23 protein-coding genes are annotated in these 25099 nt (G+C 66.1%); 13 read left to right on the top strand and 10 right to left on the bottom strand.

Translation table 11 applies throughout. The features are described 5' to 3' along the window. Nucleotides 1-4: 4 nt before the first annotated feature. Nucleotides 5-814: a substrate-binding periplasmic protein gene (locus tag ACHFB9_RS15690; RefSeq protein WP_417068374.1), complete on the bottom strand. Its 810-nt coding sequence runs from the start codon at nt 812-814 to the stop codon at nt 5-7. Between the two features lie 113 nt (nt 815-927). Then, complete coding sequence (locus tag ACHFB9_RS15685; RefSeq protein ID WP_417071413.1) at nt 928-1701, bottom strand: YdcF family protein; 774 nt, start codon at nt 1699-1701, stop codon at nt 928-930. A gap of 80 nt (nt 1702-1781) precedes the next feature. On the opposite strand from ACHFB9_RS15685, the gene ACHFB9_RS15680 reads away from it, so the two are divergent. The 6 genes from ACHFB9_RS15680 to ACHFB9_RS15655 all read left to right on the top strand — a co-directional run bounded on the left by ACHFB9_RS15680 (nt 1782) and on the right by ACHFB9_RS15655 (nt 6478). Then, on the top strand, nt 1782-2315 hold the full coding sequence (locus tag ACHFB9_RS15680; protein WP_417068373.1) for a DUF2802 domain-containing protein: 534 nt from the start codon (nt 1782-1784) through the stop codon (nt 2313-2315). Between the two features lie 2 nt (nt 2316-2317). Continuing rightward, nucleotides 2318-3145, top strand: a complete 828-nt coding sequence (locus ACHFB9_RS15675) for an SPOR domain-containing protein (RefSeq protein ID WP_417068372.1) — start codon at nt 2318-2320, stop codon at nt 3143-3145. A gap of 62 nt (nt 3146-3207) precedes the next feature. After that, nucleotides 3208-3636 carry a flagellar assembly protein FliW gene (gene fliW, locus ACHFB9_RS15670; protein WP_417068371.1) on the top strand — a complete coding sequence of 143 codons (429 nt, stop codon included), beginning with the start codon at nt 3208-3210 and terminating at the stop codon, nt 3634-3636. Between the two features lie 73 nt (nt 3637-3709). Then, nucleotides 3710-4090 (top strand): RidA family protein, encoded by a 381-nt coding sequence (locus ACHFB9_RS15665; protein ID WP_417068369.1) that lies wholly within the window; start codon nt 3710-3712, stop codon nt 4088-4090. 18 nt (nt 4091-4108) lie between these two features. After that, nucleotides 4109-4984, top strand: coding sequence for a neutral zinc metallopeptidase (locus ACHFB9_RS15660; RefSeq protein WP_417068368.1), 876 nt, complete (start codon nt 4109-4111; stop codon nt 4982-4984). A 72-nt stretch (nt 4985-5056) separates the two neighbouring features. Continuing rightward, on the top strand, nt 5057-6478 hold the full coding sequence (locus ACHFB9_RS15655; protein WP_417068367.1) for an amino acid permease: 1422 nt from the start codon (nt 5057-5059) through the stop codon (nt 6476-6478). A gap of 41 nt (nt 6479-6519) precedes the next feature. On the opposite strand, the gene ACHFB9_RS15650 is transcribed toward ACHFB9_RS15655, so the two are convergent. After that, a complete protein-coding gene (locus ACHFB9_RS15650) occupies nt 6520-8118 on the bottom strand; it encodes a methyl-accepting chemotaxis protein (protein ID WP_417068365.1) in 1599 nt (532 codons plus the stop codon). Between the two features lie 224 nt (nt 8119-8342). Here ACHFB9_RS15650 and recG point away from each other — a divergent pair, with 224 nt between their 5' ends. Both recG and ACHFB9_RS15640 read left to right on the top strand, forming a co-directional pair. Further along, nucleotides 8343-10403 (top strand): ATP-dependent DNA helicase RecG, encoded by a 2061-nt coding sequence (recG, locus tag ACHFB9_RS15645; protein WP_417068364.1) that lies wholly within the window; start codon nt 8343-8345, stop codon nt 10401-10403. A 77-nt stretch (nt 10404-10480) separates the two neighbouring features. Beyond that, on the top strand, nt 10481-12679 hold the full coding sequence (locus ACHFB9_RS15640) for a patatin-like phospholipase family protein (RefSeq protein ID WP_417068363.1): 2199 nt from the start codon (nt 10481-10483) through the stop codon (nt 12677-12679). Here the strand turns inward: ACHFB9_RS15640 and ACHFB9_RS15635 are convergent. Together ACHFB9_RS15635 and ACHFB9_RS15630 are read right to left on the bottom strand one after the other, a co-directional pair. Beyond that, entirely contained in the window at nt 12673-13056 is a 384-nt protein-coding gene (locus ACHFB9_RS15635; protein WP_417068361.1) for an HIRAN domain-containing protein, read from the bottom strand. The genes ACHFB9_RS15640 and ACHFB9_RS15635 overlap by 7 nt on opposite strands. Further along, nucleotides 13026-13475 carry a YraN family protein gene (locus ACHFB9_RS15630; RefSeq protein ID WP_417068360.1) on the bottom strand — a complete coding sequence of 150 codons (450 nt, stop codon included), beginning with the start codon at nt 13473-13475 and terminating at the stop codon, nt 13026-13028. The genes ACHFB9_RS15635 and ACHFB9_RS15630 overlap by 31 nt, the downstream gene beginning before the upstream one ends. On the opposite strand from ACHFB9_RS15630, the gene rsmI reads away from it, so the two are divergent. The 3 genes from rsmI (at nt 13452) to ACHFB9_RS15615 (ending at nt 15873) form a co-directional block, all read left to right on the top strand. After that, a complete protein-coding gene (gene rsmI / locus ACHFB9_RS15625; RefSeq protein WP_417068359.1) occupies nt 13452-14342 on the top strand; it encodes a 16S rRNA (cytidine(1402)-2'-O)-methyltransferase in 891 nt (296 codons plus the stop codon). The genes ACHFB9_RS15630 and rsmI overlap by 24 nt on opposite strands. A gap of 66 nt (nt 14343-14408) precedes the next feature. After that, nucleotides 14409-15452: a dihydroorotase gene (gene pyrC / locus ACHFB9_RS15620; protein WP_417068358.1), complete on the top strand. Its 1044-nt coding sequence runs from the start codon at nt 14409-14411 to the stop codon at nt 15450-15452. 1 nt (nt 15453) lies between these two features. Next, nucleotides 15454-15873, top strand: a complete 420-nt coding sequence (locus ACHFB9_RS15615) for a hypothetical protein (RefSeq protein WP_417068357.1) — start codon at nt 15454-15456, stop codon at nt 15871-15873. Between the two features lie 3 nt (nt 15874-15876). Here the strand turns inward: ACHFB9_RS15615 and ACHFB9_RS15610 are convergent, their stop codons facing one another. The 4 genes from ACHFB9_RS15610 to ACHFB9_RS15595 form a co-directional block, all read right to left on the bottom strand. After that, the gene (locus tag ACHFB9_RS15610; protein ID WP_417068355.1) at nt 15877-16704 is read right to left on the bottom strand and encodes an HDOD domain-containing protein; all 828 of its coding nucleotides are present in this window, start codon (nt 16702-16704) and stop codon (nt 15877-15879) included. Nucleotides 16705-16767: 63 nt separating this feature from the next. After that, on the bottom strand, nt 16768-17532 hold the full coding sequence (xth, locus tag ACHFB9_RS15605) for an exodeoxyribonuclease III (protein WP_417068354.1): 765 nt from the start codon (nt 17530-17532) through the stop codon (nt 16768-16770). Beyond that, nucleotides 17532-18011, bottom strand: coding sequence for a glutaredoxin family protein (locus tag ACHFB9_RS15600; RefSeq protein ID WP_417068353.1), 480 nt, complete (start codon nt 18009-18011; stop codon nt 17532-17534). Before ACHFB9_RS15600 ends, xth begins: the two co-directional genes overlap by 1 nt. Beyond that, a complete protein-coding gene (locus ACHFB9_RS15595) occupies nt 18008-20083 on the bottom strand; it encodes a M3 family metallopeptidase (RefSeq protein WP_417068352.1) in 2076 nt (691 codons plus the stop codon). The genes ACHFB9_RS15600 and ACHFB9_RS15595 overlap by 4 nt, the downstream gene beginning before the upstream one ends. Nucleotides 20084-20185: 102 nt before the next feature. Here ACHFB9_RS15595 and ACHFB9_RS15590 point away from each other — a divergent pair, with 102 nt between their 5' ends. After that, the gene (locus ACHFB9_RS15590) at nt 20186-21043 is read left to right on the top strand and encodes an HDOD domain-containing protein (RefSeq protein WP_417068350.1); all 858 of its coding nucleotides are present in this window, start codon (nt 20186-20188) and stop codon (nt 21041-21043) included. Between the two features lie 211 nt (nt 21044-21254). On the opposite strand, the gene ACHFB9_RS15585 is transcribed toward ACHFB9_RS15590, so the two are convergent. After that, nucleotides 21255-22148 (bottom strand): phosphoribosylaminoimidazolesuccinocarboxamide synthase, encoded by an 894-nt coding sequence (locus tag ACHFB9_RS15585; RefSeq protein ID WP_417068349.1) that lies wholly within the window; start codon nt 22146-22148, stop codon nt 21255-21257. Nucleotides 22149-22298: 150 nt separating this feature from the next. Between ACHFB9_RS15585 and ACHFB9_RS15580 the strand changes: the two genes are divergently transcribed. Then, on the top strand, nt 22299-25073 hold the full coding sequence (locus ACHFB9_RS15580; RefSeq protein WP_417068348.1) for a M16 family metallopeptidase: 2775 nt from the start codon (nt 22299-22301) through the stop codon (nt 25071-25073). Nucleotides 25074-25099 lie beyond the last annotated feature (26 nt).

Genomic DNA, 25099 nt, shown 5'->3' with positions numbered 1-25099 from the left:
TGTTTCAGCGCGTCGGCCGTGTTGCCGGTTTCCCTGGCTCCGTTTCGCTGGCCTCCGGCATGGAGTCCAGCGCCTCTTCCAGCAGCCGGGCGGGGATGCCTTGCCGCACCAGTTCCTTGAGCTTCTCGTCGATCAGCGGCAGCAGGTGCAGGCAGCGCGATTTCCGGCTCATCGCGAAGTGGATGAACTCCCGGCTCACCGGCGGAGACAGGGCAAGGATGCGGCCTTCGCCCTGTCTGCGGGTGCTGCGCAGATAGGCGCGCCCCAGATATTCGCCGCTGACGAAGTAGTCGACCCGCCCCAGGCTGAGCTTTTTGAAGTTCTCGGTCATTGTGTCGGCGACCTCGACGTGAAGGTGCTCCTTCAGGTAGGCGTCGAAACCGCCACCGAAGGAGTCCCCCAGGCTCACGCCTCCCCGATACTTCTCAAGCAACTTCCAGTCCGCCGTCCTGAGCGGCCCCCCTTCGCGGGCGAAGACGACGATGGGGTTCGGAAAGGCGGGGGAGCGGGTGAAGGCTAGGTATTGTTCGCGTTCCGGCGTGATGCGCAGGCTCAGCAGCAGATCGATCTGTCCTGCCCTGGCCATCGCCTGGGCCCGGTTCCACGGGTAGATCACCGGCTCCATCGTGACTCCGGGGAGAGTGATCTTCTGCAGCAGCGCGATGCTGGCCCCCTGATACCGGGTTTTGTCCTCGACCCAGCTGAACGGGGGGTAGTTCGGGTTGGTGGCGAAGACGAGCCTGCTGCAGGCGACCTCCGCCCGGGCCGGACCGAGAGAGCAGATACCGAGCAGGATTGATGCGAGTATGCGCACGGCCGCAGTCCAGGAAAGCCTGCCTGATATCTAGCACGTCAGCCGCATTCGCCGATATCGGGGATGCTCGGCGGGTGCGGAAAAAGCCGCAGCGGGTCGTCGCCGCGAGCGCCTCAGCCGCGTCCGGCCAGCTTCTGCTGGAGCAGGCCCAGCCATTCGTGCAGCGCGTACCAGCCCGAGTAGGCGCTGGACATCGAGGGCAGCGAGGAGAGCACTTCGTCGCGGTTGCTGTGCTCTTTGCCGGTCGCCCGGCCCATCGGCGCCGGATAGACGGTCAGGCCGGTCGCTTCGAACTCGCGGATCGAGCGGCGCATGTGCAGGCCATGGGTGACCAGCGCGATCCGTGTGACGCCGGCCTGGCGCAGCATCGTGGTCGAATAGAGCGCGTTTTCCCGGGTGTCCAGCGAACGGGTTTCGACCCAGCGCGGGGTGATGCCGAAGTCCTCGATCAGCGCGCGGCGCATCAGCTCGGCTTCGGGGATGCCTTCCGCGGGCGCGCCTCCGGTGATCAGCACGGGCAACCTGGTCCGGCGGGCCAGGCGTGCTCCATAGCGGATGCGCTCCAGGGTCAATGCGCTGACCGTTTCGCCGCCGAATTCCGGAGCATTGCTGCGTCGGCCGCCAGCCAGGATCACGATGGCCTGGGCACGGCCGAGATCCTCGGCGCTGATGACCGGATAGTCTTCGAGCGGACCGGCCAGCCAGGCGACGCTCGCCGGCAGGCTCAGCAGCAGCGTGCAGGCGAGGCCAAGCCAGGCCAGCAGCAGTCCCGTGCGCCGGAAACGGCGGATCAGCAGCAGGCCGATCGCGCCGATCAGCAGCGGGGCCAGGGGCGGAAGCAGCAGGATGCTGACAAATTTCTTGGCAATGAAGGTGGCGGGAAGCATAGTCAAGCGTTGTCGCGTCAAAACGTCGCCAGTATGATCCATGCGTTGAGCCGGAAGAGTCGGCGCGGGATGGATGAGGAGTGATTTTGGGGGTCTATGAAGCAATTCTGGCTATCGTGGCTTTGCTGGGCGTCTATGTCGCCTGGGCGCTGGTGAGGCTCGTCCGTCTGGCGCGCCGACCTTCGCCCCAGGCCAAGGCCGGGCAGTCCGAGCCGGAGCAGGTCGAGCAGCCCGAGCAGCAGAGCGCGCCGTCCGCGCCGGCCAAAGAGTCCGCCGAGCCTGGACGAGTCGAACCTGTCGCCGGTCTTGACGGCTTCGAGTCCATGGTCGGTCAGGCCCGTCTGCGCTTTCAGGTCGAGGCCCAGGAGGCGACGATTACCGCGCTGCGTGCCGAGATTGCGGCGCTTGCCGAGCAGAACCAGGCCGAGATCGCCGAGCTGCGCGAGCAGATCGACATGCTGCGCAATGCGCGCAATGTGTCGCCGCAGTACGGCGAGGCCGTGGGCCTCGCGCAGAGGGGACTTACCAGCGATGCGATCGCCGAACGCTGCGGTATCTCGGTGTCCGAAGCCGAACTCGTTGCCGCGCTGAGCCGCGGCGTCACAAAGGAATGAAGATGGCTGAGAAGGCTGACTGGGAGGAGACGGCGAAGCAGGAGAAGCGTCAGCTCGCGCTGCGCGCCGGAGTCGCTGCGGTGGTGATCGTGACGATGCTCAGCGCTCTGGTGTTCTGGGAGCGCAGCAATCAGGAGGCGGCCGTCGCCGAGTCGGCCCGCCCCAAGTTGCCCAGTCCCAGCGAAGTCCGCTCGGCGATCCAGTCGGCGCCAGTCGTCGAGAAGATCAGCGAAGTTGCGCAGAGCGCGCCCGAGGAGACGGTCGTCGAGGCGAGCGAGCCCGCGACCCGCATCGAGCAGAAGGATGAGGCCATCCACCCCATCCGCCCGCTTCCCGCGGCCTCGGCGCCCGCGCCGAAGGCCTCACCGGTGCTTCCCGCGCCACCTCTGGTTCAGGCTCAGCCGGCGGCGAAGGCGGCGCCGGTCGCCGCGAAATCCGCTCCTGTTGTGACGAGAGCGCTGCCGCCCGCGGCGCTCTCTCCCCGATCCGCGCCCCAGCTTCCGGTCGCAACGCCGGCCCCCGCGCCCAGGCCCGCACCGAAAACAGCTCAGACCGATGCCAGCCGGCTTCGCCTGCAGCAGGAAGTACTGATCCCCGCTGGCGAGCTGCCGCCTGAAGGCAAGGCGTTTGCGCTTCAGGTCGGCGTGTTTGCGAACGCGCGCAATGCCGAAGAGCTCCGTGCCAGGCTGACCCTGGCCGGCATTCCGTCCCAGGCCGAGACCCGGGTCCATGTCGGGCCTTTCCGGACGCGTTCCGAAGCGGCGGCTGCGCTCGCGAAGCTCAAGGCGCTGGGCCTCGATCGCAGCCAGCTCGTTCTGGTGAAGCCCTGAGCGAAGCCGCTCTCGATGCCATAGACTGACAGGACGCGGCTTGGGCCGCAGGAGGAGATGAAATGAAAATTGAAAGCCTGCGTTTTGGCGAGATCGATTTCGACGAAGCCAAACTGATCAATTTCCCGAAGGGTTTGCCCGGCTTCGAGGATTGCCACACTTTCGCGACGATCTACCCGGAAACGGACGCTCCGGTGCTCTACTACCTGCAGAGCGTCGAGGATCCGGCGGTCAGTTTCCCGATCGCGAGTCCCGACCGCTTCGGCCTGCACTACGAGTTCACGCTCTCCGATGAGGAGCTGGCGTTGATCGGGCTGACGAGTTCCGATGAAGCGAGCGTGATGGTTCTGTTGCGCCGCGAGGGAGAGACGCCGGATGCGCCGGTTCGCGCGGTGCTGACCGCGCCTCTGGTCATCAACCTGGATCGCCGCCTGGCGCTGCAGAAGACGCTGTCCCAGGTCGGCTGCGACATCACCTTGCACGCCAGCTGAAGCATTCAAGGCCGCGGCAGGGGGAAAGACGGATTTACAATCCCCCTCTTTCCCCCCTGAAGAGGATTGATCCATGAGCAAGAAGATCATCTCGACCGCGGCGGCGCCTGCGGCGATCGGCACCTATTCCCAGGCCGTCCAGGCCGGCAATACCGTCTATCTGTCCGGTCAGATCGGCCTCGACCCGGCTTCGGGCGAACTGGTCGAAGGCTTCGAAGCGCAGACCGTCCGCGTCTTTGAAAACCTGAAGGCCGTCGCCGAAGCGGCCGGTGGCTCGCTCGCCGATGCCGTCAAGATCAACCTCTATCTGACCGATCTGGCCAATTTCGCGAAGGTCAACGAAGTGATGACCCGCTATTTCGCGGCGCCTTACCCGGCCCGCGCCGCGGTCGGCATCTCGGCCTTGCCGCGCGGCGCGCTGGTCGAAGCCGAAGCGGTGCTCGTGCTCGGCTGATTTTGCCCGGAGGTTCGGATGCGTTTTGACGACGACCAGGAAAGCGACAACATCGAGGACCGGCGCGGCATCGTCAGCGGAGGCGGCCTGGGCCTGGGCGCCGTCGCGCTCGCGCTCCTTGCCTGGTACTTCGGGATCGACCCGCGCATGGTCCTGAACTTCGCCTCGCAGACGAGGCCCGTCGCCCAGCAGTCTTCGGGCCCGGTCCGCGAGTCGCCTGAAGAGGCGAAGTCCCGCCACCTGGTCGGTCAGGTTCTGCGCGATACCGAACGGACCTGGGACCGGGTCTTCACCGCTGCCGGCCGCACTTACGAGAAGCCCCGGCTGGTGCTGTTCCGTGGCGCGACGTCGACCGCCTGCGGCACCGGCGAAGCGGCGATGGGGCCTTTTTACTGCCCCGGCGATCGCAAGGTCTATATCGATCTGGGTTTCTACGATGAACTCGCCCGGCGCTTCGCAGCGCCCGGCGAGTTCGCGCAGGCCTATGTGATCGCGCACGAGATCGGTCACCATGTGCAGAACCTGGCCGGAATCTCGGGCAAGGTCCATCAGGCCCAGCAAGCCGCGGGCAAGGTCGAACGCAACGCGCTGTCGGTCCGGCTTGAACTCCAGGCCGACTGCTTCGCCGGAGTCTGGGCGAACCAGGCCGTCGCAGCCGGCACGCTGAAGCTCGAAGAGGGCGATGTCGAATCGGCGATCAATGCGGCGACCGCGATCGGCGATGACACCTTGCAGCGCCAGGCTCAGGGCCGGGTTGTTCCGGACAGTTTCACGCACGGTTCGTCCGAACAGCGGGTGCGCTGGTTCCGCCGCGGCCTCGAGTACGGCAAGCCCTTCTCCAGGGACAAGGCCGATCCGCAGAGCTGCAACACCTTCGGTCGCGGTTCGCTGTAGCGCGCTGCCTGCCATCCGGTGCCGTTGCCTGTCCGGCTTTCGGCACTTTTCCGTTTACCCGAGGACATGAACTTGGATCACCCGAACAGCATTTCCGAAGAGGCTCGGCCGCAGGCCGGCAAAGAGCTCAAGCGTGGCCTGAAAGACCGGCACATCCAGTTGATCGCGATTGGCGGTGCGATTGGCGTCGGGCTTTTCCTCGGCTCGGCCAAGGCCATCAGCAAGGCCGGTCCCGCTCTGCTCGTCAGCTATGCGGTTGCCGGTCTGGCGGTCTTCTTCATCATGCGCGCGCTGGGCGAGCTGCTGATCCACAAGCCCGTCGCCGGTTCCTTCGCGACCTATGCCGAGGAATACATTAATCCCTGGGCCGGGTTTGTGACCGGCTGGACCTACTGGTTCACGTGGATCGTCACCTGTATGGCCGAGCTGACCGCGGTCGGCGTCTATTTCCATTACTGGTTTCCGGATATTCCGCAGTGGCTACCCGCGCTGGTGACCTTGCTGCTGCTCTACGGCGCGAACATGATCGCGGTGAAGCTCTTCGGCGAGATGGAGTTCTGGTTCGCGCTGGTCAAGGTCATCACGATCGTCGCGATGCTCGTGATCGGCATCGCGGTGATCGTTTTCGGACTGGGCGATCTGGGTAGGACGGCCAGTTTCTCGAATCTCTGGTCGCACGGAGGCTTCGCTCCGGTCGGCATGTTGGGGGTTGTGCTGACGCTGCAGATCGCCTGCTTCGCCTATACGGGCGTCGAGCTGATCGGCGTGACCGCCGGCGAGGCGGAGAACCCCCAGACCGTGCTGCCGCAGGCCACCAACAACGTGACCTATCGGGTTCTGATCTTCTACATCGGCGCGCTGGCCGTGATCATGGCGCTGGTGCCGTGGAACGAGCTGAGCCCGGGCATGAGTCCCTTTGTTCAGGTCTTCGAGAAGATGGGCATTCCGGCGGCGCCGGACATCATCAACTTCGTCGTCATTACCGCGGCGGCTTCGTCCTGCAACAGCGGCATCTTCAGCACCGGGCGCATGCTCTATGCGCTGGCCCACTCCCGGCAGGCTCCGGTCGCACTCGGGCGGATCAACGCGCGGCACATCCCAGCCGCGGGCATCTCGCTGTCGGCCGCCTGCATGCTGGTCGGCGTCGCGCTGAACTACCTGGTCCCCGAGGAAGTCTTCACCTATGTGACCAGCGTCGCGACGGTCGGTACGGTGTGGACCTGGGGCGTCATCGTCTGGTCTCACCTGAAGTACCGGCGCGCGGTCGCGCACGGGCGGGCCAGCGCGGTCGCCTACCGGATGCCGGGTGCACCGTACGCGAACTTCTTCGTGCTGGCCTTCCTGGTCCTGGTGCTCGGCTTCCTCGCCTGTGACGCTTCGACGCGCATCGCGCTCTATGTGACGCCGGTCTGGTTCGCGCTGCTCTCGGTCGGCTACTGGGTATCGCGCAACCGCGGGCGCCTCGCGGTCGGCGCGCTTCCCGAAGCGGACTGAAGGCCGGGCGGCTGCGCCGCCCGGTTTTTTTGCCCGGGCGCTCAGCGCCCGGCGTTGAAGTGCTCGACGATCGCGTGCAGCTCCTGAGCCGTCTCGAAGAGCTTGTGCGAGGCGGCCAGAGCGCTGTCCACGCTGCGCCGGTTCTCGTCGATCTGCTGCGAGATCCTCTCCATGTTGTGCGCGACATCGAAGCTCGCCGTGGACTGCTCGTGGGTGGCCAGCGCGATCTGCTGCGCGGTCGCGGTGATCGCGTCGGTGCCGCGGATCACTGCGGTGAAGTGCTGGTTCGTGTTCTCCAGCATCTCGCGGTTGGTCTGGACTTCCTGGTTGGCTTTGTTCATCGACGCGCTCGCCTGAGTCGTCGTCTCGTGGATCAGCCCGATCTGTTTGGCGATCTCGACCGTGCTGCTCGCGGTGCGCTCAGCGAGCTTTCTGACCTCGTCGGCGACGACCGCGAAACCGCGCCCCTGCTCGCCGGCGCGGGCCGACTCGATCGCCGCGTTGAGCGCGAGCAGAGCGGTCTGATCGGCGATGCCGCGGATCGTGTCGGTGATCGAGCCGATCTGCTGAACGCAGGCGCCCAGCGCGTCCATCGCATTGCCGGTGGCGCCGACCGTCTCGACGAGCTTGCTCGTCGAAGCCGTGGTCCGGGCGAGCTGGGCGCTGCTCTCGTCGAGCACCGCGTGCGTGGCATTGGCCGACTGGCTGGCCTCTTCGGCGTTGTGAGCCACTTCGCCGATCGAAGTGCTGACCTCTTCCATCGCCGAAGTGACACCGAAGACGTGATCCTGCTGGATCTGCGCCTGGTTTGCGATCTGCTGCATCTGCGTCGCGACTTCACGCCCCTGACGCGAGACTTCGGCTTCGGCGAGGCGGATCTCGTCGATGACGACGCGCAGCTGGATCTGCATTGACGCGAGTTCGGTCAGCACCTGGCCAATCTCGTCCCGGCCCTGGATGTCCATCGTACTCGCGAGATCGCCTTCGGCGATCCGGCCGAAGCAGGTGATGACGCGCTTCAGAGGAGAGACGACGCGGCCGTGGAAGGCGAGTGCGCCCCAGACACAGCCCGCGAGGCCGGCGAGGAAGGCGAAGCCGCTGAGTGCGGGATGGGTGCCGAGCAGGTGGGCGGTGAAGCCCAGCAGCTGCAGACCGGCCAGGCCCGCGAAGAGCAGACCGAAGCGGGTCTGCAGGCTCAGACCGCGCCCTCCGGTGGCCGGGAGTTTCGCGCCGCCAGCGCTGACCGCGCGGTAGAGCTCCGCCGCGGCAGCGATCGCGGAACGCGAAGCTTCGGTGCGCACCGACATATAGCCCGTGCATTCCCCTCCCTTGCGGATCGGTACGACGAAGGCATCGACCCAGTAGAAGCCGCCGTCCTTGCGCCGGTTCTTGACGAGGCCGCGCCACGGGTAGCCGCCCTTGAGCGTGCGCCACATGTCGGAGAACGCCTCGGCCGGCATGTCGGGGTGACGGATCACGTTGTGAGGCTGGCCGATCAGCTCCTCGCGCGTGAATCCGGAGAGCAGCACGAAGGAGTCGTTCGCGTAAGTGATCCGGCCCTTCAGATCGGTCTTCGAGACCAGGATGCGTTGGGTGGGGAAGGGAGTTTCGAGGTCGGTGACGGGGAGGTTCTTGCGCATGGGAATCATTTTCTCTGGGGGTAATTGAAGCTAGCACCGGCTGGCGCCATATTGACTGACCTGCCTCAAACGCGAAAAGCGTCAAATTCATCGAAGTTTTGATCGCAACATTTGTTTATATAAAGACTTGCCGCGCTCCGGGAGAGACCGGGGAGAGACCACGGTCAGCACTGCTCTGGTTCGAGTCCTTCGGTTTTTGCGCCGCGCGCGGATAAAATCCCTTCATGTCCGCTCCCGTTCCGTCCTCAGGCTGGAAAAACCTGCCCAAGGCTCTGGCTTCGCGCCTCGCGAAGCTGGGGATCTTCCGCGAGGAGGATCTGCTGCTTCACCTGCCGCTGCGCTATGAGGACGAAACCAGGCTGTGGACGATAGGCGCGGCGCCGGCCGGCACCGCGGTGCAGATTGAAGCCGTCGTGCTCAGCAGCGAAGTCGCGCTGCGCCCGCGCCGTCAGCTTGTCGCGCGGATCGCGGACGAGACCGGTGAGCTGACGCTGCGCTTCCTGAACTTCTATCCGTCGCAGCACAAGCAGCTCGCCCAGGGGGCGCGGGTCAGGGTCTTCGGCGAGATCCGGATGGGTTTCTTCGGCGCCGAGATGGTCCATCCGCGCGTCAAGAGCCTTCATGGCGGAGAGGCTTTGCCCGAGGCGATGACTCCGGTCTACCCGGTCACCGCGGGTCTGGCCCAGAGCGCGCTGCGCAAGCTGATCGCGAAAGCGTTCGAGCGCGTCCGGATCGAGGAGGCTCTGCCCGAGGCACTGCGCCGGGCGCTGCGTCTGCCGGGCGTCGAGCGTTCGCTGCGCGCGCTGCACATGCCCCAGCCGGGAATGGCGATTGCGGCGCTCGAAGACCATTCCCATCCGGCCTGGCGGCGGATCAAGTTCGAGGAGCTGCTGGTTCAGCAGATCTCGCTGCGCGAAGCCTACGCGCAGCGACGTGCCCGCCAGGCCGCACCGCTGCCGGGCAGCGGCGAACTGACGGGGGCCTTGCTCGCGAGCCTGCCCTTCGCGCTGACCAGCGCGCAGCGGCGCGCCGTGGACGAGATCGCTCGCGATCTCGTCCTGCCCCATCCGATGCAGCGCCTGCTCCAGGGCGATGTCGGATCGGGCAAGACCATCGTGGCCGCGCTGGCGATGCTGCAGGCGGCCGAGTGCGGCTGGCAGGCAGCGCTGATGGCGCCGACCGAGATCCTTGCCGAGCAGCACTTCCACAAGCTCGAGGCCTGGTTCGCCCCGCTGGGCATCCGCGTCGCGTGGCTCTCCGGCAGCCAGAAGAAGAAGCAGAGGGCTCAGGCTCTGGCGATGCTCGCGAGCGGCGAGGCGCGCCTCGCGGTCGGGACTCACGCGCTGATCGAGGATCCGGTCGCCTTCCCCCGGCTTGCGCTCGCGGTCGTCGACGAGCAGCACCGCTTCGGAGTCCGCCAGCGCCTCGCGTTGCGCGAGAAACGCGAGGGCGACGACTCACCTCTGCCGCACATGTTGATGATGAGCGCGACGCCGATTCCGCGGACTCTGGCGATGAGCTTTTACGCGGACCTCGATGTGTCGGTGCTCGACGAGCTGCCGCCCGGGCGCACGCCCATCGTGACGAAGCTCGTCGCCGACGCGCGCCGCGCGGAGGTCATCGGACGGGTGCGCGATGCCTGCGTCGAAGGCCGCCAGGCTTACTGGGTCTGTCCCTTGATTGAGGAGTCAGAGTCTTTACAGTTGCAGACGGCGGTCGAGACCCACGAGAGGTTGTCCGAGGAGCTCGCCGAGCTGAAGGTCGGGTTGGTCCACGGCCGGCTCAAGGCCGACGAGAAGGCGTCCGTGATGGCCGCTTTCGTCCGCAACGAAGTCCAGGTCCTGGTCGCGACGACGGTCATCGAAGTCGGCGTCGACGTGCCGAACGCGAGCCTGATGATCATCGAACACGCCGAACGTTTCGGTCTTGCCCAGCTCCACCAGCTGCGCGGCCGGGTCGGGCGGGGCGCGGCGGCGTCAAGCTGCATCCTGCTCTACAGCCAGCCGCTGTCGCAGAACGGCCGGGCGCGCCTGCGCGTGATCTACGAGAATACCGACGGTTTTGCGATCGCGCGCGAGGATCTGCGGCTGCGCGGTCCCGGCGAGATGGTCGGCGCGCGCCAGAGCGGAGTGCCCTTGCTCCGCTACGCGGATCTCGAAGCCGATGCGGATCTCGTCGAGCCGGCGCGCGAAGCGGCCGAAGAGCTGCTCGCCCGGCACCGCGATGCCGTCGAAGTCCTGCTCCAGCGTTGGGTGGGCGGACGCGGCGAATACCTGAAGGCCTGAGTCCGGCAGCCTGGATCAAGGTGGGCGCGCGCTCTTGCGCTATGCTTCGCCGCTGATCCGTCCCCTCCGGTTTCGCCATGACCCGTTCGACCTCGCTGCTCTTCGCCCTTGCCCTGGCCTGCTGCTGTGCCTGCGCACTGGCGGCCGAACACCCGTCCCCGATCAAGGGGGTTGGCCTGGTGCTGGGGGGCGGGGGCGCGCGCGGACTCGCGCACATGGGCGTGATCGAGGAACTCGAGCGCCTGAGGATCCCGATCTCCTGCATCTCCGGAACCAGCGCGGGAGCGCTGGTCGGCGGGATCTACGCGTCGGGGATGCCGATCGAGACACTGATCCGCGAGGTCAAGGGCGCCGATTGGGACCGGATGCTGACCGGGGCGCCGCGCCGCGCCGACAAACCCTACGAGCGCAAGAAGGATGACTTCAAAAACCTGATGGATGCGACGCTGGGCGTTGGCATCGACGGCATCAAGGTTCCGCGCGCCGCGCTCTCGTCGCAGGAGATGGACATTTTCCTGCGCCACGTCACGCGCGACGTCGCGGTCAAGGACTTCGATACGTTGCCGATTCCTTTTCAGGCGGTCGCGACCGATCTGATCTCGGGCGAACCTTTCGAATTCGCCGGTGGCGATCTCGCTGTCGCGCTGCGCTCGAGCATGGCCGTGCCCGGCATCTTCGATCTCGTCGAGCTCGATGGCCGCCTGCTCGTCGATGGCATGCTGATCCGCAACGTGCCGGTCCAGAACGTCAAGGGACGCTGCGCCGACGACGTGATCGTCGTCGATGTCGGCACGCCGCTGCTGAAGAAGGAAGAGATCCACGATTTCGTCGATGTCGCGACCCAGGAGTCGAACATCCATGTGCGGCAGAACGTGCGCCAGCAGCTCGCGCTGATGGGGCCGAACGACGTGTTGATCGAACCCGATCTGAGCGGCTATTCGTCGGCGAGCTTCGGGGAGGGGGCGGCCTTGATCGAGCGCGGCCGCCGTGCGGTCGCGCCGGTTGCCGACCGCCTGGCCCGTTACCGGGTCAGCGAGGCCGAGTACGCCCAGTGGAAGGCGAGCGTCCAGGCCCGCCGGATCGAAGAGCTGAAACCCTATGCCGAGGTTCGGGTCGCCGAGAGCGGTTTCGTGCCCGATTCGCGGATCTCCCACTACCTTCATGGCGGCGAGGACAAGCCGAAGGATCAGCGCGAGCTCGTCTCGCGGATCGAATCGCTCTATGCGACCGGGGATTTCGACCGGATCTCCTATTCGCTGCGCGATCAGGACGGCAAACGGGTCGCCGAAATTACGCCGATCGAGCGCACGGTTGGCCCGAACTTCCTGCGCCTGGGCTTGGATTTCAAGCTCGACAGCTACGGCAACTCTGATGTCGCCTTCCTCGGCAATCTGCAGATGACCTGGCTGGATCGCTGGGGGGCCCAGTGGCGCAACGACGTGCGCGTCGGCAGCGGGCAGTACTGGCAATCCGAACTGCTGCAACCTTTCGCCCATTCGCAGTGGTTCTCGGCGGCTTCGGTGTATTACGGCCGCGACAAGTACGGTGTCTGGGATGCGACAGGGCACCAGCAGGCCCAGGTCGAACTGACAACGCGCGAGCTGGAACTGGGCCTCGGCTACTCCTTCGCTTCGCTCGGCGAGACGAGGCTGTCCTTCTTCTCGAACTACCTCAACGCCGACACCGTGATTGCAAGCTCGCCTCTGGCGCTGGACAGCGAGCGCACGCACGGTCTGCGCGCCTATGCTGTCGTCGATCAGCTCGACAATCCGCGCTTCCCGCGCAGCGGCTATCTGGGCAAGTTCGACTACCGCTACGTCAGCAGCGCCAACGAAGGGATACAGCACTCGCTGAACGTGACCGCCGACGGCGCGCACAGTTTTGGCGGGCTAACGCTGCGCGGCACGGCGCGGCTGGCCGGCAACCTCGATCCCGGGATCTCGGTGACGCAGTTCTACACGCTGGGGGGCTTCCTGAACCTGTCCGGCTACAACACGAACGAGCTGGTCGGCGAGCGCACCGCATTCTTCCGGCTCATGGGCTACAAGCGCATCGTGTCCATCCTGCCCAACCTGGGCAGCGGAATGTATGTCGGCGTCTCGGGGGAACTGGGCAGGGTCTGGAAGCAGGCCTTCCAGTCCGGCAATTCGCCGTGGATCCGCGGCGGCTCGGCTTTCGTCGGGGTCGATACATTGCTCGGACCGCTGTTCCTCGCCTATGGGCAGAGCGAAGGCGGGCGCCGGGCGGGCTACCTCTATCTGGGCGTCTCCTATTGAGGGACGACGAACACTTCGACTTCCAGCCTGAGCCAGGGATTGCGCTCTTCGCGCAGGCGACCGATCCGCGCGTCGAGCCGGTGGCCCTGGTCCATCGCGCTTGATACCGCATCGTTCTCGGCGCGCGGCAGGTAGCCCAGCTTGTGGCCCTGCCAGTACACCGCGATCGCGCGGCCGTCGTGAGGATTGTCGGCTTCGCGGACCAGCTCAAGCCGGTCGCCGGTTCTGAGCTGATCCCAGAGTGCCGGGCCTTCGTGGTACTGGAAGCCGGCCAGCGGCGAGCGCTGAACCCGCACGCGCAGTCCGGCCGATGCCTCGGCGCAGAGCAGCAGCGCGGCGAACAGGATCAGGACGCGTCGAAGGCGTTGCGTATCCATTCGATATGGGCGAGGTGGAGCCGGTCGAGCAGCACGACATCGAAGCGGCAGGGGTGCCCCTGCCAGAGCCTGCCGCCGTGAGCCAGGAAGTGGTCGGCGGTGCGGACCAGCCTGCGCCTCTTGGCCGACGAGATGCTTTCCGCGGCCCCGCCAAAGCGCGGGTCGGTGCGCAGCCTCACCTCGACGAAGACCAGGGTTTCGCCGTCGGTGCCGATCAGGTCGATCTCTCCCCAGCGCGAGCGCACATTGCGCGCGACGATCTTGAGTCCGGCCCGGCTCAGATAGGTTCCCGCCAGCTGTTCGGCCATCATGCCGGTGTTTTGCCGGCCCGGGAGTTGTTCGGGCGCCGTCTGGGCCGCAGAATGGGCGCTGTTGAACACGCTGGCTAGGCTCTCATGGATTCGCTTGAACAGTTGCATCTTCCCTCCTCGGGAACCCGGTATCTCAATTCTTCGCCGTCCCTCTACATCGTCGCGACGCCGCTCGGAAATCTGTACGACATAACATTGCGGGCGCTCGGCGTGCTTGGCAAGGTCGATGCGATCGCCGCCGAGGACACCCGTCACACCCGGGGACTGCTTGAGCACTACGGGATCAGCACCCGGCTGATGGCGGTGCATCAGCACAACGAGCAGGCCGCCGCGGACGGGCTGGTGGCCTTGCTCGAACAGGGGCAGCACATCGCGCTGGTGACCGACGCCGGCACGCCCGCGGTCTCCGATCCTGGCGCGAAAGTCGTTGCCCGGGTCCAGGCCGCAGGGTTTCCCGTCGTCCCGGTCCCCGGTCCCAGCGCGGTCATCACCGCGCTGTCCGCATCCGGCTGCACCGACGATCGTTTCATGTTCGTCGGCTTCCTGCCCTCCCGCCCCGCCGCCCGCCGCGCCGAACTGGAGCGCCTCGCCGCGGTGGCGTCGGCGCTGGTCTTCTACGAAGCTCCGCACCGTATCAGCGAGTGCGTCGCGGACATGGCTGAGCTGCTCGGCGCCGGACGGGAGCTGACCGTGGCCCGCGAGCTGACCAAGCTGTACGAGGAGATCGCCCGGATTCCCCTTGCCGAGGCGGCCGCCTGGTTCGCCGCCGATCCGAACCGGGTCCGCGGCGAGTTCGTGCTGATCGTGTCGGCTCCGCCCCAGGAGGTCGACATCCCGCTGGCGGCCCGCCGTCTGCTCGAACTGCTGCTCGAAGAGCTGCCGGTCAGCCGGGCCGCGCGGATCGCGGCCGAGGCGACCGGAGTCGCGAAGAAGAAGCTCTATGAGCTCGGACTCGAACTGAAACCGGAGGCCTGAAGCCCGCGGCGTGGCAAAATCGCTGATCGGCCGGTCGCTCCGGCCCCCTCTTTCCTGCGAACCGACATGACCCAGACTCTCACTTTGACCCGGCCCGACGACTGGCACCTGCACCTGCGCGACGGCGATGTGCTTGCCGCGGTCCTGCCCGATTCCGCGCGCCGTTTTGCGCGCGCGATCGTGATGCCCAATCTGCGCCCGCCGGTGACGACTCTGGCTCAGGCGCTCGCCTACCGCGAGAGCATCCTCGCTGCGCTGCCCGAAGGGCTCAAGTTCGAACCGCTGATGACGTTGTACCTGACGGATAACAGTTCGGCCGACGAGATCGAACGCGCGAAGGCGAGCGGCTTCGTGCACGCGGTGAAGCTCTATCCGGCCGGGGCGACGACCAATTCCGATTCCGGGGTCAGCGCGATCGAAAAGGTCTACCCGGTGCTCGAAAGGATGGAGAAGATCGGCCTGCCGCTCCTGCTGCACGGGGAGGTGACCCATGCTGACGTGGATATCTTCGATCGCGAGCGCGTCTTTATTGATCGCGTTCTGGCGCCGCTCACGGCGCGCTTCGCTGGCCTGCGCACGGTCTTCGAGCACATCACGACGCGCGAGGCGGCCCAGTTCGTGAGCGAGGCGAGGGAGGGGGTCGCGGCAACCGTCACGGCCCACCACCTGCTGATGAACCGCAACGCGATCCTCGTCGGAGGCATCCGGCCCCACCACTATTGCCTGCCGGTTCTCAAACGCGAGACGCACCGCCAGGCCCTGATCGACGCGGTCTGCTCCGGCTCGCCGCGCTTCTTCCTCGGCACCGATTCGGCGCCGCATCTGCGCTCGAACAAGGAGACGGCCTGCGGCTGCGCGGGTTGCTATACGTCCCACGCTGCGATCGAACTCTACGCTGAAGCCTTCGACGCAGCCGGGGCTCTGGACAAGCTCGAAGCCTTCGCGAGCTTCAACGGCCCGGACTGGTACGGTCTGCCGCGCAACCGCGACACGATCACGCTGGTCAGGAAGACCGTGAACATTCCTGAAATCCTGCCCTGCCTGCCCGGCGACCCTCTGGTGCCGCTGCGCGCGGGAGGGACGCTCGCCTGGTCACTGGAAGGAGTCTGATATGAAGCGCCTGCTGGCCCCCCTTGTCCTGCTCACCCTGCCGCTCCTGACGGCCTGCGAGAACAACGCGGCGGCCTATGAGGTCGACGGGCGCAACCATTCGATCTCGCTGGTCCGCGAACAGGCTTACCCGTTCGCGCCCGAGGTCGCCCAGACGCTCGTCGCGTCGCGTTTTCCCGCCTGCCAGCGGCGCTTCAAGATCCTGCCGGGAAGCAAGAAGGGGCCGAAGATGGAGCTCTGGCAGCTCCAGGACCAGCTCTTCGTGGCCAGCCAGGGCAAGACCTGGTATGCAATCAGCACCGAGAAATGCCTGATCCAGCGCATGGAGCCGACCGCGGACACGCCTCCAGGCAGCCGGCTCGGCCGCTTCGAACTCAAGGACGGAGCGCTGGCCTTCGTCGCCGAAGCCCAGGCTCAGTGACGCTCAGAGGAAGCTCGAGGCGTCCCTGAGCAGTTCGGGACCGTCTTCGAGCACGCCCAGAACCGTCTCCTTGTCGAGCACGACCTTGTCGAGAACCTCCTCGGGCAGCTCATCGAGGATAGTCTCCGGATCGCTTCCGGCAAGCGTCGCTCCCGCGGCCTGGCTGGCCAGCGCGACGATTGCCGCGAAGGGGCTGGCTTGGGGCGAGGTCGGGTAGGCGTAAGCCGCGAGGCCGTTGCGGATCGCGAGTGGGAAATTCCACTGCCTGGCGAGCTCGGCGCCCGCCGAGCAGTGATCGACGCCCAGGGCCTTGCGCTCGGCGGTGCAGCGCTCCGCCGCACTCGCTCCGACGAGGCTGCTGGCCAGAGCGTCGGCCGGCTCGGGAAAGGCGAGGTGCAGCAGCAGTGCGCCAATCCTGTGCATCAGCGCTGCCGTGTAAGCGTATTCGACATCGAGGTGAGCCGCCCGGGCCAGGCTTCGCGCGAAGCCGGCGCTGAGCAGCGCGTGACGCCAGAATTCGTTCAGCGCGATGCCCGGAACGTCCTTGAAGGCCTGGGTCAGGCCCGAGGTGATGACCAGGCTGCGCAACGCATTCAAACCTATCCGGGTCACCGCCTCCTGGATCGAACCGATCTTCTTCTGGGCGCCGTAATAGCTCGAATTGGCGAGCCTCAGCACGCGCGCCGACAGCGTCGGCTCGTGGCTGACGACGAGGGCGAGGCCGGCGATGTCGGCCTCCTCGTCTTCCATCGACGCGATCAGGTTCTGGACGACTTTCGGAATCGCGGGCAGTTCGGACAGGCGCTCGAACAGCATTTCGATTTCAGTCATGGCGGGCTTTCGATGGGGCCGGTATTGATACGGAATGATATCGGAAAAGGGGGGGCGATTGCCCTAGAGGAAGCGGGCGATGACCGGGGCATGGTCGCTGGGGCGCTCCAGTTCCCTGGGGGCGGTGTCGACCGAACAGCTCGCGAGTTCTTCGGCCAGAGCGGGCGTGACCAGGAGATGGTCGATGCGCAGGCCGAAGTTGCGGCGCCAGGCGTTCATCCGGTAATCCCACCACGAGTAGATCCGCTCGGGCTGCTCGAAATGGCGGAAGGCGTCCCCGAGGCCCAGATCCAGCAGGGCGCGGAAAGCTTCGCGCTCGGGCGGTGAGACGAGGATTCCGTCCTTCCAGTCCGGATGGGTGTCGCGTTCGTCCGGCGCGATGTTGAAGTCGCCGGTCAGGATCAGCCTGGGGTGGCGTTCGAGCTCGCCCCTGAGCCAGAGTGTCAGCGCCGCAAGCCATTCGAGCTTGTAGGCGTACTTGTCCGAGCCGACGGCCTGGCCGTTTGGAAAGTAGGCGCAGACGACGCGGGTCTCGCCGACGGTCGCGGCGATGATCCGGCTCTGCGGATCAGTGAAGCCCGGGATGTTGCGCTGGATGTCGCGTGCCTCTTCGCGCGACAGGATCGCGACGCCGTTATAGGTCTTCTGCCCGTGCGTGACGACGTGGTAGCCGGCTGCGGCGATCGCGTCGCGCGGCACGGCCGAGTCCTCGCATTTGAGCTCCTGCAGGCAGACCACGTCCGGCTGCGCCCGCTCCAGCCATTCGAGCAGGTGGGGCAGTCTGACTTTCAGCGAATTGACGTTCCAGGTCGCGACCGACTGCGCCATCACTTGGCCTTTCCGGCCGGGTAGCCGGCCGAATCGAGCGCCGTCGCCCATTCTGACTCCAGCCAGCCCTTGTGCACCTTGCCGCCGATCACGATGAAGGGGGCGGAGACTTCCTTGCTGCCGAGCAGCTTCGCCGCCTCGTCGCGCACTTCGGCCGTCGTGATCTTCTTCTCCGTGAACGGGATCTTGCGGGCGGAGAGGTAGCTGCGGCCGGCTTCACAGCCCGGGCAGCTCTCGACCGTGTAGAGCACGACCGGGAAGGCTTCGGATGCCTTGCGGACCGCGTAGGGCTGCTTGTCCTGCTCGATGCTGCTGCCTTTCATCGCCTTCTCTTCGACCCGGACATTGGCGGGCGGCGGCTGGTCCGAATAGTGGACGCGGCCGGATGCGTCCTTCCAACGATAGACGCCTGCCTCGGCGAGGCAGGGGATCAGCAGCGCCGCGAGCAGGGCGCAGCGCAGTATTTTGTTGTGGGTCATTGCAGATTCTCCGGATTCATCAGGATGCCGTGATGGCGCAGCAAGGCGTCCGGTCTGGGAGCGCGTCCGCGGAAGGCGGTGAAGGACTCCAGAGCGGGGCGCGAGCCACCGACCGACAGGACCTCGGCGAGGAAGCGCTCTCCCGTTGCGCGGTCGAGCACGCTGCCACGCTCGCGCGCCGCCTCCTCGAACGCCTCATAGACGTCCGCGGACAGCACTTCGGCCCAGTGATAGCTGAAATAGCCGGCCGCATAGCCGCCCGCGAAGATGTGGCTGAAGCTGTGCGGAAAGCGCTGGAAGGCGGGAGGGATGATCACCGCGACTTCCTCTCTGACTGAGGCGAGCAGTTCAAGGACCTTCCCGGAGGAAGGGTCGAAATCGCTGTGCAGCAGCATGTCGAACAGTGCGAACTCGATCTGGCGCAGCATTGCGAGACTTGCATGATAGTTCTTCGCGGCGAGCATGCGCTCGAACAGCGCGCGCGGCAGCGTTTCGCCTGTCTCGGCGTGGGCACTCATCGCCGAAACGACTTCCCACTCCCAGCAGAAATTTTCCATGAACTGGCTGGGCAGCTCGACCGCATCCCATTCGACGCCGTTGATGCCCGAGACGCCCGGTTCCGGGACCCGGGTCAGCAGGTGGTGAAGGCCGTGTCCGGTTTCGTGGAACAGGGTCAGGACCTGATCGAAGGAGTAGAGGGCCGGTTTTCCGGCGCCGGGCGCCGAGGCGTTGCAGACCAGATAGGCGACCGGAGTCTCGCGACCCTCTTGGGTGACCCTCAGCGAACGTGCATCGTCCATCCAGGCGCCGCCGCGTTTCGTGTCGCGCGAATAGGGGTCGAGGTAGAACTGGCCGATCAGCTCTCCGTCCTTCTCGATCCGGAAGAAGCGCACGTCCTCGTGCCAGACGGGGGCGGTGTCGGGCAGAACCTTGACGGCATAGAGGCGCTCGATCAGGCCGAACAGGCCGGCAAGCACCTTGTTTTCGGGAAAGTACTGGCGAAGCTCTTCGGACGAGAAGGCATAGCGCTTCTGGCGCAGCTTCTCGGCCGCGTAGCCCTGATCCCAGGCTTCGAGCTCGGCGATGCCGAGCTCGGCCGCCGCGAAATCGCGCAGCTCGGCCAGATCCTTCTCGGCCGAAGGCCTCGCGCGGACGGCCAGGTCGCGCAGGAAGGCGACGACCTGCTCGGGCGAGTCGGCCATCTTGGGCACCAGCGATACCGCGGCGTGGTCAGGGAAGCCGAGCAGGCGCGCTTCTTCGCTGCGCAGCGCGAGGATCCTCAGCATTACCGGGCCGTTGTCCCATTCCGGATGACCCTGGTCGGCCGAAAACTCGGAGGCGCGGGTCGCGTTCGCGCGCCAGACGCGCTCGCGCAGCGCACGGTCGTCGGCGAGGCGCAGCACCGCCATCACGCAGGGGCCTTGCAGAGTCAGCCGCCAGCCTTCGACTCCGGCCTTCCCGGCCGCGTTCTTCGCGGTCTCCAGCGCATCTTCGGGCAGGCCGGCGAGCGCCGAGATCTCGGTGAAGTCCTCGTGCCAGGCGTTCGTCGCATCGAGCAGGTTCTCCGAGAACCTGGCCGAGAGTCCGGCCAGCTCTTCCTGGATCGCCTGGAAGCGCGGTTTGACCGACTCCGGCAGATCGGCGCCGGACAGGCGGAAGTCGCGGATCGCATCGAGCACGACCTTGCGCCGGGCCGGGGGCCAGGTGTCGAAATCGGCGCGCGCGGCCAGAGCCTTGTAACGGGAGAACAGCGCTTCGTCCTGGCCCAGTTCGGCGTAGAAGCGGGTGATCTCGGCGAGCTGCGCGTTGTAGGCTTCGCGCCAGGGCGGCAGATCCAGAACCGAGTGCAGGTGGCGGACGACGCCCCAGGCGCGGCCGAGGCGCTCGCAGATCGCGGCGAGCGCTTCGACGAAGTTGTCCCAATCCGGGGCCTCGGTCGAGGCCTCGAGGCGGGCGATCTGCTCGCGCGCGTCGAGGATCAGCTGCTGGATGGCCGGCGCGACGTGTTCGGGGCGTAGAGTGTCGAAGCGCGGCAGGCCGGAGAAATCGAGAAGTGGATTGTTTATGCTCATCGGGTGCGATATATAAGGCAAAGGTTTGCCGTCATTGTGCCGAAAACCGGAGCAGGATGGTTTTTGGCCGTGCCGGGATCAATCACTGGAGACATCACGTTCATGGATAAAGCCCAGCAACAAAGGGAAGCTCTGGCGGCCGAGATCGAGAAGGAGCTGGCGGGGGGGCCGCTTGCCTTTCCGACTTTCCTCGAAGTATCGGTTAAGATCAACCGCCTGCTCGAACGCGACGATTTCAGCCTCGACGACCTGATACCGCTGATCCAGCTCGAACCGGTGCTTGCCGCGCGCCTGCTGGGCCTGGCCAACTCGGCGCTGTATGCGAACGTCGGCGGGCCCATCCAGGATCTGAAGCAGGCCGTACTGCGCGTCGGTGCTGCCGCGGTGCGCTCGCTCGCGCTCATCGTCTCGACCTCGCAGCTTGCGCATTCCGAGCGTCTGGGCGCGGCTCGCGGCTATGCGGCGAGGCTCTGGGATCACTCGATCGATGTCGCCTCCTGGGCTTATGCGCTGGCGAGGCAACAAGGCCAAGCCAAGCCTGACGAGGCGATGCTGGCCGGAATGCTGCACGACATCGGCCAGTTCTATCTGCTCGACAAGGCCTCCGACTATCCGGCCCTGCTCGACCGCGAACAGGACCTGTCCGATCTGATCCTCTCCTGGCACAAGGCGGTCAGCCGCGCGGTGCTCGAAGCGCTGGGCGTTCCTGAGCAGATCCGCGATGCGATCGACGATCCCGAGATCTACGGCGGGGCGATTCCGCTGGGCGGACTCGCCGATGTGCTGTTCGTTGCGAATCTGGCGGCCGAGACGCCGAACCCGCTGAGTCTGCAGCTGGAGCGGCAGAGGGGCGAGCTGCTGGAGGCGGCGACTTTCGGCATGACGCCCGAGCAGTTCGCTGAGCTGACCAGCGCCGCGGCCGAGGAGAGGCGCAAAGCGCTCGTCGCGCTGCGCGGTTGACGGAGAGAGCCGGACGCTCGGCCGCGGATCACACCGATGAGCGCGGATGATGTCCGTTCGGCTTTTTCCTCGCGAGGACGAGGCGATTATCGGTCAGCGCCGCAAGGCGATGGGGCTGGAGCCGCTGGCGGACTATCTGAAGCGCTTCAGGCAATGAAAAACGGCCCGGGATTCCGGGCCGTTTTGTCGTGACGGGCTTGCTCGCGAGGTTTCAGCCGAGCGTCTTGCCGGTCAGCTTTTCGTAGGCTTCGACGTATTTGGCGCTGGTCTTCGCGAGCACGTCGGCGGGCAGCCGGGGGCCGGGCGCCTGCTTGTTCCAGTCCAGCGTTTCCAGATAGTCGCGGACGAACTGCTTGTCGAAGGAGGGCGGCGAGATGCCTTCCTGGTAGCTGGCGGCAGGCCAGAAGCGCGAGGAGTCGGGCGTCAGCGCTTCGTCGATCAGGTGCAGCGTGCCGGTGGCATCCAGACCGAACTCGAACTTCGTGTCGGCGATGATGATGCCGCGGCCGGCGGCGTAGTCGCGCGCTTCCGAGTAGAGACGAATCGCGGTGTCGCGAACCTGGGCAGCGAGTTCGGCTCCGACCAGCGCGACGCACTGCTCAAAGCTGATGTTCTCGTCGTGGGTGCCCAGATCGGCTTTCGTCGACGGGGTGAAGATCGGTTGGGGAAGCTTCGCGGCCTGCTTCAGGCCCGCGGGCAGCGCGATGCCGCAGACCGAGCCGCTGGCCTGATAGTCCTTCCAGCCCCCGCCGATGATGTAGCCGCGCACGACCGCTTCGATCGGCAGCGCCTTCAGGCGCTTGACGACCAGAGCCCGACCGACCACCTGGTCGCGCTCGTCGGCGGCGACGACGGTTTCCGGCGCGATGCCGGTCAGTTGGTTCGGTACGACGTGGGCGAGCTTGTCGAACCAGAAGTTCGCGAGTTCGCTGAGCACCTGACCCTTGCGCGGAATCGGATCGGGCAGGATCACGTCGAATGCGGAGAGGCGGTCGGTCGTGACGATCAGCAGCTTGTCGTCGCCGACCGCGTAGATGTCGCGCACCTTGCCGCGACCGAGCAGCGGCAGGCTGCGGATCGTGGACTCATAGAGGGGCTGGGTCATGGCGGGCTGTCCGGGGCAAAGACGCGATTATAACGATCCGCGCATATCTACAGCCAACCAAGGCGGATGTCATTTTGTTGCAGGGCGCGTAGAGTCGCGATCACGGCAGCGAAAAATCTGCCCTCCCCTCCATTTCAAGTGAGTTCCTGGATGCGTCTGACCCCTGTTGCAGCGATGGTGGCCATCTGTCTGGCCACTTCTCCCGCCTTCGCGGCGGCTCCGAAAACCCCCCAACATGTCGTACGTCCGGTCGCTGCCGCGATCGGCGCGCCGGTCCGCGTCACGGCCATCGAAGGCGTGACCGAGTACCGGCTCGCCAACGGGCTGAAAGTGCTGCTGGCCCCTGACGCGAGCAAGCCGACCGCGACGCTGAACCTGACCTATCTGGTCGGCTCCCGCTTCGAGAGCTACGGCGAGACGGGCATGGCCCACCTGCTCGAACACCTGGTGTTCAAGGGCACGCCGACTCTGAAGGACGGCGCGCTGGTCGCCGGACTCAAGTCGCACGGCATGGACTTCAACGGCTCGACCACCGCTGACCGGACGAACTACTTCGAGACCTTCCAGGCCAGCGACGAGAACCTCGACTGGGCGCTGACGATGGAGGCGGACCGGATGGTCAACTCCTTCATCGCGAGGAAGGATCTCGACTCCGAGATGACGGTCGTGCGCAACGAGATGGAAGCGGGCGAGAACAATCCCGGAGCCGTGCTGTTCAAGAAGATGCAGGCCGCCGCCTATCAGTGGCACAACTACGGCAAGAGCACGATCGGTGCGCGTTCCGACGTCGAACTGGTCAATATCGCCCATCTGCAGGCCTTCTACAGGAAGTACTACCAGCCCGACAACGCGGTGCTGGTGCTGACCGGGAAGTTCGATGAGGCGAAGGCTCTGGCGAAGATCCAGAAGCGCTTCGGTGCGATCGCCAAGCCCGCCCGGGTTCTCGAGCCGACCTGGACCCGCGATCCGGTCCAGGACGGCGAGCGGACCGTGACCCTGTCCCGGGCTGGCGATTATCAGGTCGTCGCGGCGCTCTACCACATCCCGAACGGCCCCCATCCGGATGTTGCGGCGCTGAAAGTGCTGTCCTCGGTGCTCGACGAGAATCCGTCGGGACGGCTCTTCAAGGCCTTGGTCGAGACGCACAAGGCGGCCGCGGTCGGCGCCGGACCGACGAAGTCGGCCGAGCCGGGCAGCTTCAGCCTCTACGCGGTCGTCGACAAGAAGAGCTCGCTCGACGAAGCGCGCCGCATCCTGTTCGCGACCGTCGACGAGATCCAGAGCCACCCGGTCACCGAGGAGGAACTCAAGAGGGTCAAGCTCAGCTTCGCGAACGCGCACGAAGCGCTGATGAACAAACCCGATGCGCTGGGCATCGCGCTGTCTTCGGCGATCGCGCAGGGCGACTGGCGCCTGCTCTTCCTCGAACGCGATCAGGTCGACGCGGTGACGCTGGCCGACCTGCAGCGCGTTGCTGCGAACTACTTCAAGGCGAGCAACCGGACCGTCGGGCTGTTCACTCCGACCGACAAGCCCGAGCGCGTCGCGCTGCCGGACGAGGCGAAGCCCGGAGAGCTGCTCAAAGGCTATGTGGGGCGCCGCGCTGTCGAAGCGGGCGAGGCTTTCGATTCGAGTCCGGCCAACATCGAGGCGCGCACGCACCGCTTGGCGCTCGCGAACGGCGCCAAGCTCGCGTTTTTGACGAAGAAGAACCGCGGCAACACTGTCAACGGCCACATCACGCTGCGCTTCGGCGACGAGAAGTCGCTGTTCGGGCAAGAGGCGGTCGCCGATGTCGCGGTCGACATGCTCCAGAACGGCGCTGCGGGGCTCGACAAGACGCAGATCGCGGACAAGCTCGAAGCGCTGAAGGCGACCGTGAGCATAGGGCGCACCGGGAACCTGGTCAGCGTCAATTTCGAAGCCCGGCGCGACACGCTCGCCGGTCTGCTGCCGCTGCTCGCCGACATGCTGCGCCGTCCCGACTTCCCGGCCGCCGAGCTTGAAACGCTGCGCGCCCGGGAGCTGACCGCGATCGAAGCGAGTCGCAGCGAGCCTCAGGCGATCGCGAGCCTCGCGCTGTCCCGCTACGAAAACCCGTACCTGAAGGGGGACTGGCGCTACGCGTCGACGCTGGACGAGGCGATCGCGGATCTGAAGGCGATCAAGGCCGAAGAGCTGCGCGCCTTCCACAAGGACTTCTTCGGAGCCCAGGACGCGCAGATCGCGCTGGTCGGCGATTTCGATGAGGCGGCCGCGAAGACCCAGCTCGCCGCGCTGTTCGGCGACTGGAAGGCCGGGCGCGCCTATGCGCGGATTCCCCATCCCTTCCGCGCGAAGAAACCGGCCGTGCTGAAATTCGAGACGCCCGAGAAGGCCAACGCCTTCTTCCTCGCCCGGCAGAGCCTGCCCGTCAACGACGAGGCGGCCGAAGCTCCGGCCCTGGTGCTCGCGAACACGATCCTCGGCGGTGGAAGTCTGAAGAGCCGGCTCGCCGACCGTATCCGCCAGAAGGAGGGCCTCAGCTACGGGGTCGGCAGCAGCCTGAACCTGTCCTCGACCGACGCGAATTCGGGCCTGAGCCTCTATGCGATCCATGCGCCGCAGAACCTTGCGAAGCTGCAGGCGGCCGTCCATGAGGAACTGGTCCGTCTGGTCAAGGATGGCGTCAGCGCTCAGGAACTTGAGGACGCGCGCCGCGGCCTGTTGCAGGAATCGGCGATCGGCCGTACGCGCGACGGCGCGCTCGCCGTCGGACTGGCCGGCGATCTGTGGCTGGGGCGGACGATGAAGTGGGAAGAGGGCTTCGAGGCGAAGCTGAAGGCCGTCACGACTGCCGAGGTCAATGCCGCGGTGAAGAAGTACATCGATCCGGACAAGTTCGTCGGCGTCCATGCCGGAGACTTTGCAAAGAGCGCGAAGTAAGCCGTCGATTGGACGAAAAGGCGGCC

The sequence above is a fragment of the Niveibacterium terrae genome (assembly GCF_048213115.1).
In the GTDB taxonomy this organism is placed as follows: domain Bacteria; phylum Pseudomonadota; class Gammaproteobacteria; order Burkholderiales; family Rhodocyclaceae; genus Niveibacterium; species Niveibacterium terrae.
Note: the sequence above shows the minus strand (reverse complement) of the source record. Positions and strands in the feature narration are given on the sequence as shown.

Excerpts from the sequence above, each read along its gene's own strand:
- pyrC (WP_417068358.1), top strand. The coding sequence starts at position 14,409 with ATGACCCAGACTCTCACTTTGACCCGGCCCGACGACTGGCACCTGCAC.
- ACHFB9_RS15615 (WP_417068357.1), top strand. The coding sequence starts at position 15,454 with ATGAAGCGCCTGCTGGCCCCCCTTGTCCTGCTCACCCTGCCGCTCCTG.
- recG (WP_417068364.1), top strand. The coding sequence starts at position 8,343 with ATGTCCGCTCCCGTTCCGTCCTCAGGCTGGAAAAACCTGCCCAAGGCT.
- ACHFB9_RS15635 (WP_417068361.1), bottom strand. The coding sequence starts at position 13,056 with ATGGATACGCAACGCCTTCGACGCGTCCTGATCCTGTTCGCCGCGCTG.
- ACHFB9_RS15685 (WP_417071413.1), bottom strand. The coding sequence starts at position 1,701 with ATGCTTCCCGCCACCTTCATTGCCAAGAAATTTGTCAGCATCCTGCTG.
- ACHFB9_RS15640 (WP_417068363.1), top strand. The coding sequence starts at position 10,481 with ATGACCCGTTCGACCTCGCTGCTCTTCGCCCTTGCCCTGGCCTGCTGC.
- ACHFB9_RS15675 (WP_417068372.1), top strand. The coding sequence starts at position 2,318 with ATGGCTGAGAAGGCTGACTGGGAGGAGACGGCGAAGCAGGAGAAGCGT.
- ACHFB9_RS15630 (WP_417068360.1), bottom strand. The coding sequence starts at position 13,475 with ATGCAACTGTTCAAGCGAATCCATGAGAGCCTAGCCAGCGTGTTCAAC.
- ACHFB9_RS15665 (WP_417068369.1), top strand. The coding sequence starts at position 3,710 with ATGAGCAAGAAGATCATCTCGACCGCGGCGGCGCCTGCGGCGATCGGC.
- xth (WP_417068354.1), bottom strand. The coding sequence starts at position 17,532 with ATGGCGCAGTCGGTCGCGACCTGGAACGTCAATTCGCTGAAAGTCAGA.
- ACHFB9_RS15590 (WP_417068350.1), top strand. The coding sequence starts at position 20,186 with ATGGATAAAGCCCAGCAACAAAGGGAAGCTCTGGCGGCCGAGATCGAG.
- ACHFB9_RS15650 (WP_417068365.1), bottom strand. The coding sequence starts at position 8,118 with ATGCGCAAGAACCTCCCCGTCACCGACCTCGAAACTCCCTTCCCCACC.
- ACHFB9_RS15595 (WP_417068352.1), bottom strand. The coding sequence starts at position 20,083 with ATGAGCATAAACAATCCACTTCTCGATTTCTCCGGCCTGCCGCGCTTC.
- ACHFB9_RS15585 (WP_417068349.1), bottom strand. The coding sequence starts at position 22,148 with ATGACCCAGCCCCTCTATGAGTCCACGATCCGCAGCCTGCCGCTGCTC.
- fliW (WP_417068371.1), top strand. The coding sequence starts at position 3,208 with ATGAAAATTGAAAGCCTGCGTTTTGGCGAGATCGATTTCGACGAAGCC.
- ACHFB9_RS15660 (WP_417068368.1), top strand. The coding sequence starts at position 4,109 with ATGCGTTTTGACGACGACCAGGAAAGCGACAACATCGAGGACCGGCGC.
- ACHFB9_RS15610 (WP_417068355.1), bottom strand. The coding sequence starts at position 16,704 with ATGACTGAAATCGAAATGCTGTTCGAGCGCCTGTCCGAACTGCCCGCG.
- ACHFB9_RS15600 (WP_417068353.1), bottom strand. The coding sequence starts at position 18,011 with ATGACCCACAACAAAATACTGCGCTGCGCCCTGCTCGCGGCGCTGCTG.
- ACHFB9_RS15580 (WP_417068348.1), top strand. The coding sequence starts at position 22,299 with ATGCGTCTGACCCCTGTTGCAGCGATGGTGGCCATCTGTCTGGCCACT.
- rsmI (WP_417068359.1), top strand. The coding sequence starts at position 13,452 with ATGGATTCGCTTGAACAGTTGCATCTTCCCTCCTCGGGAACCCGGTAT.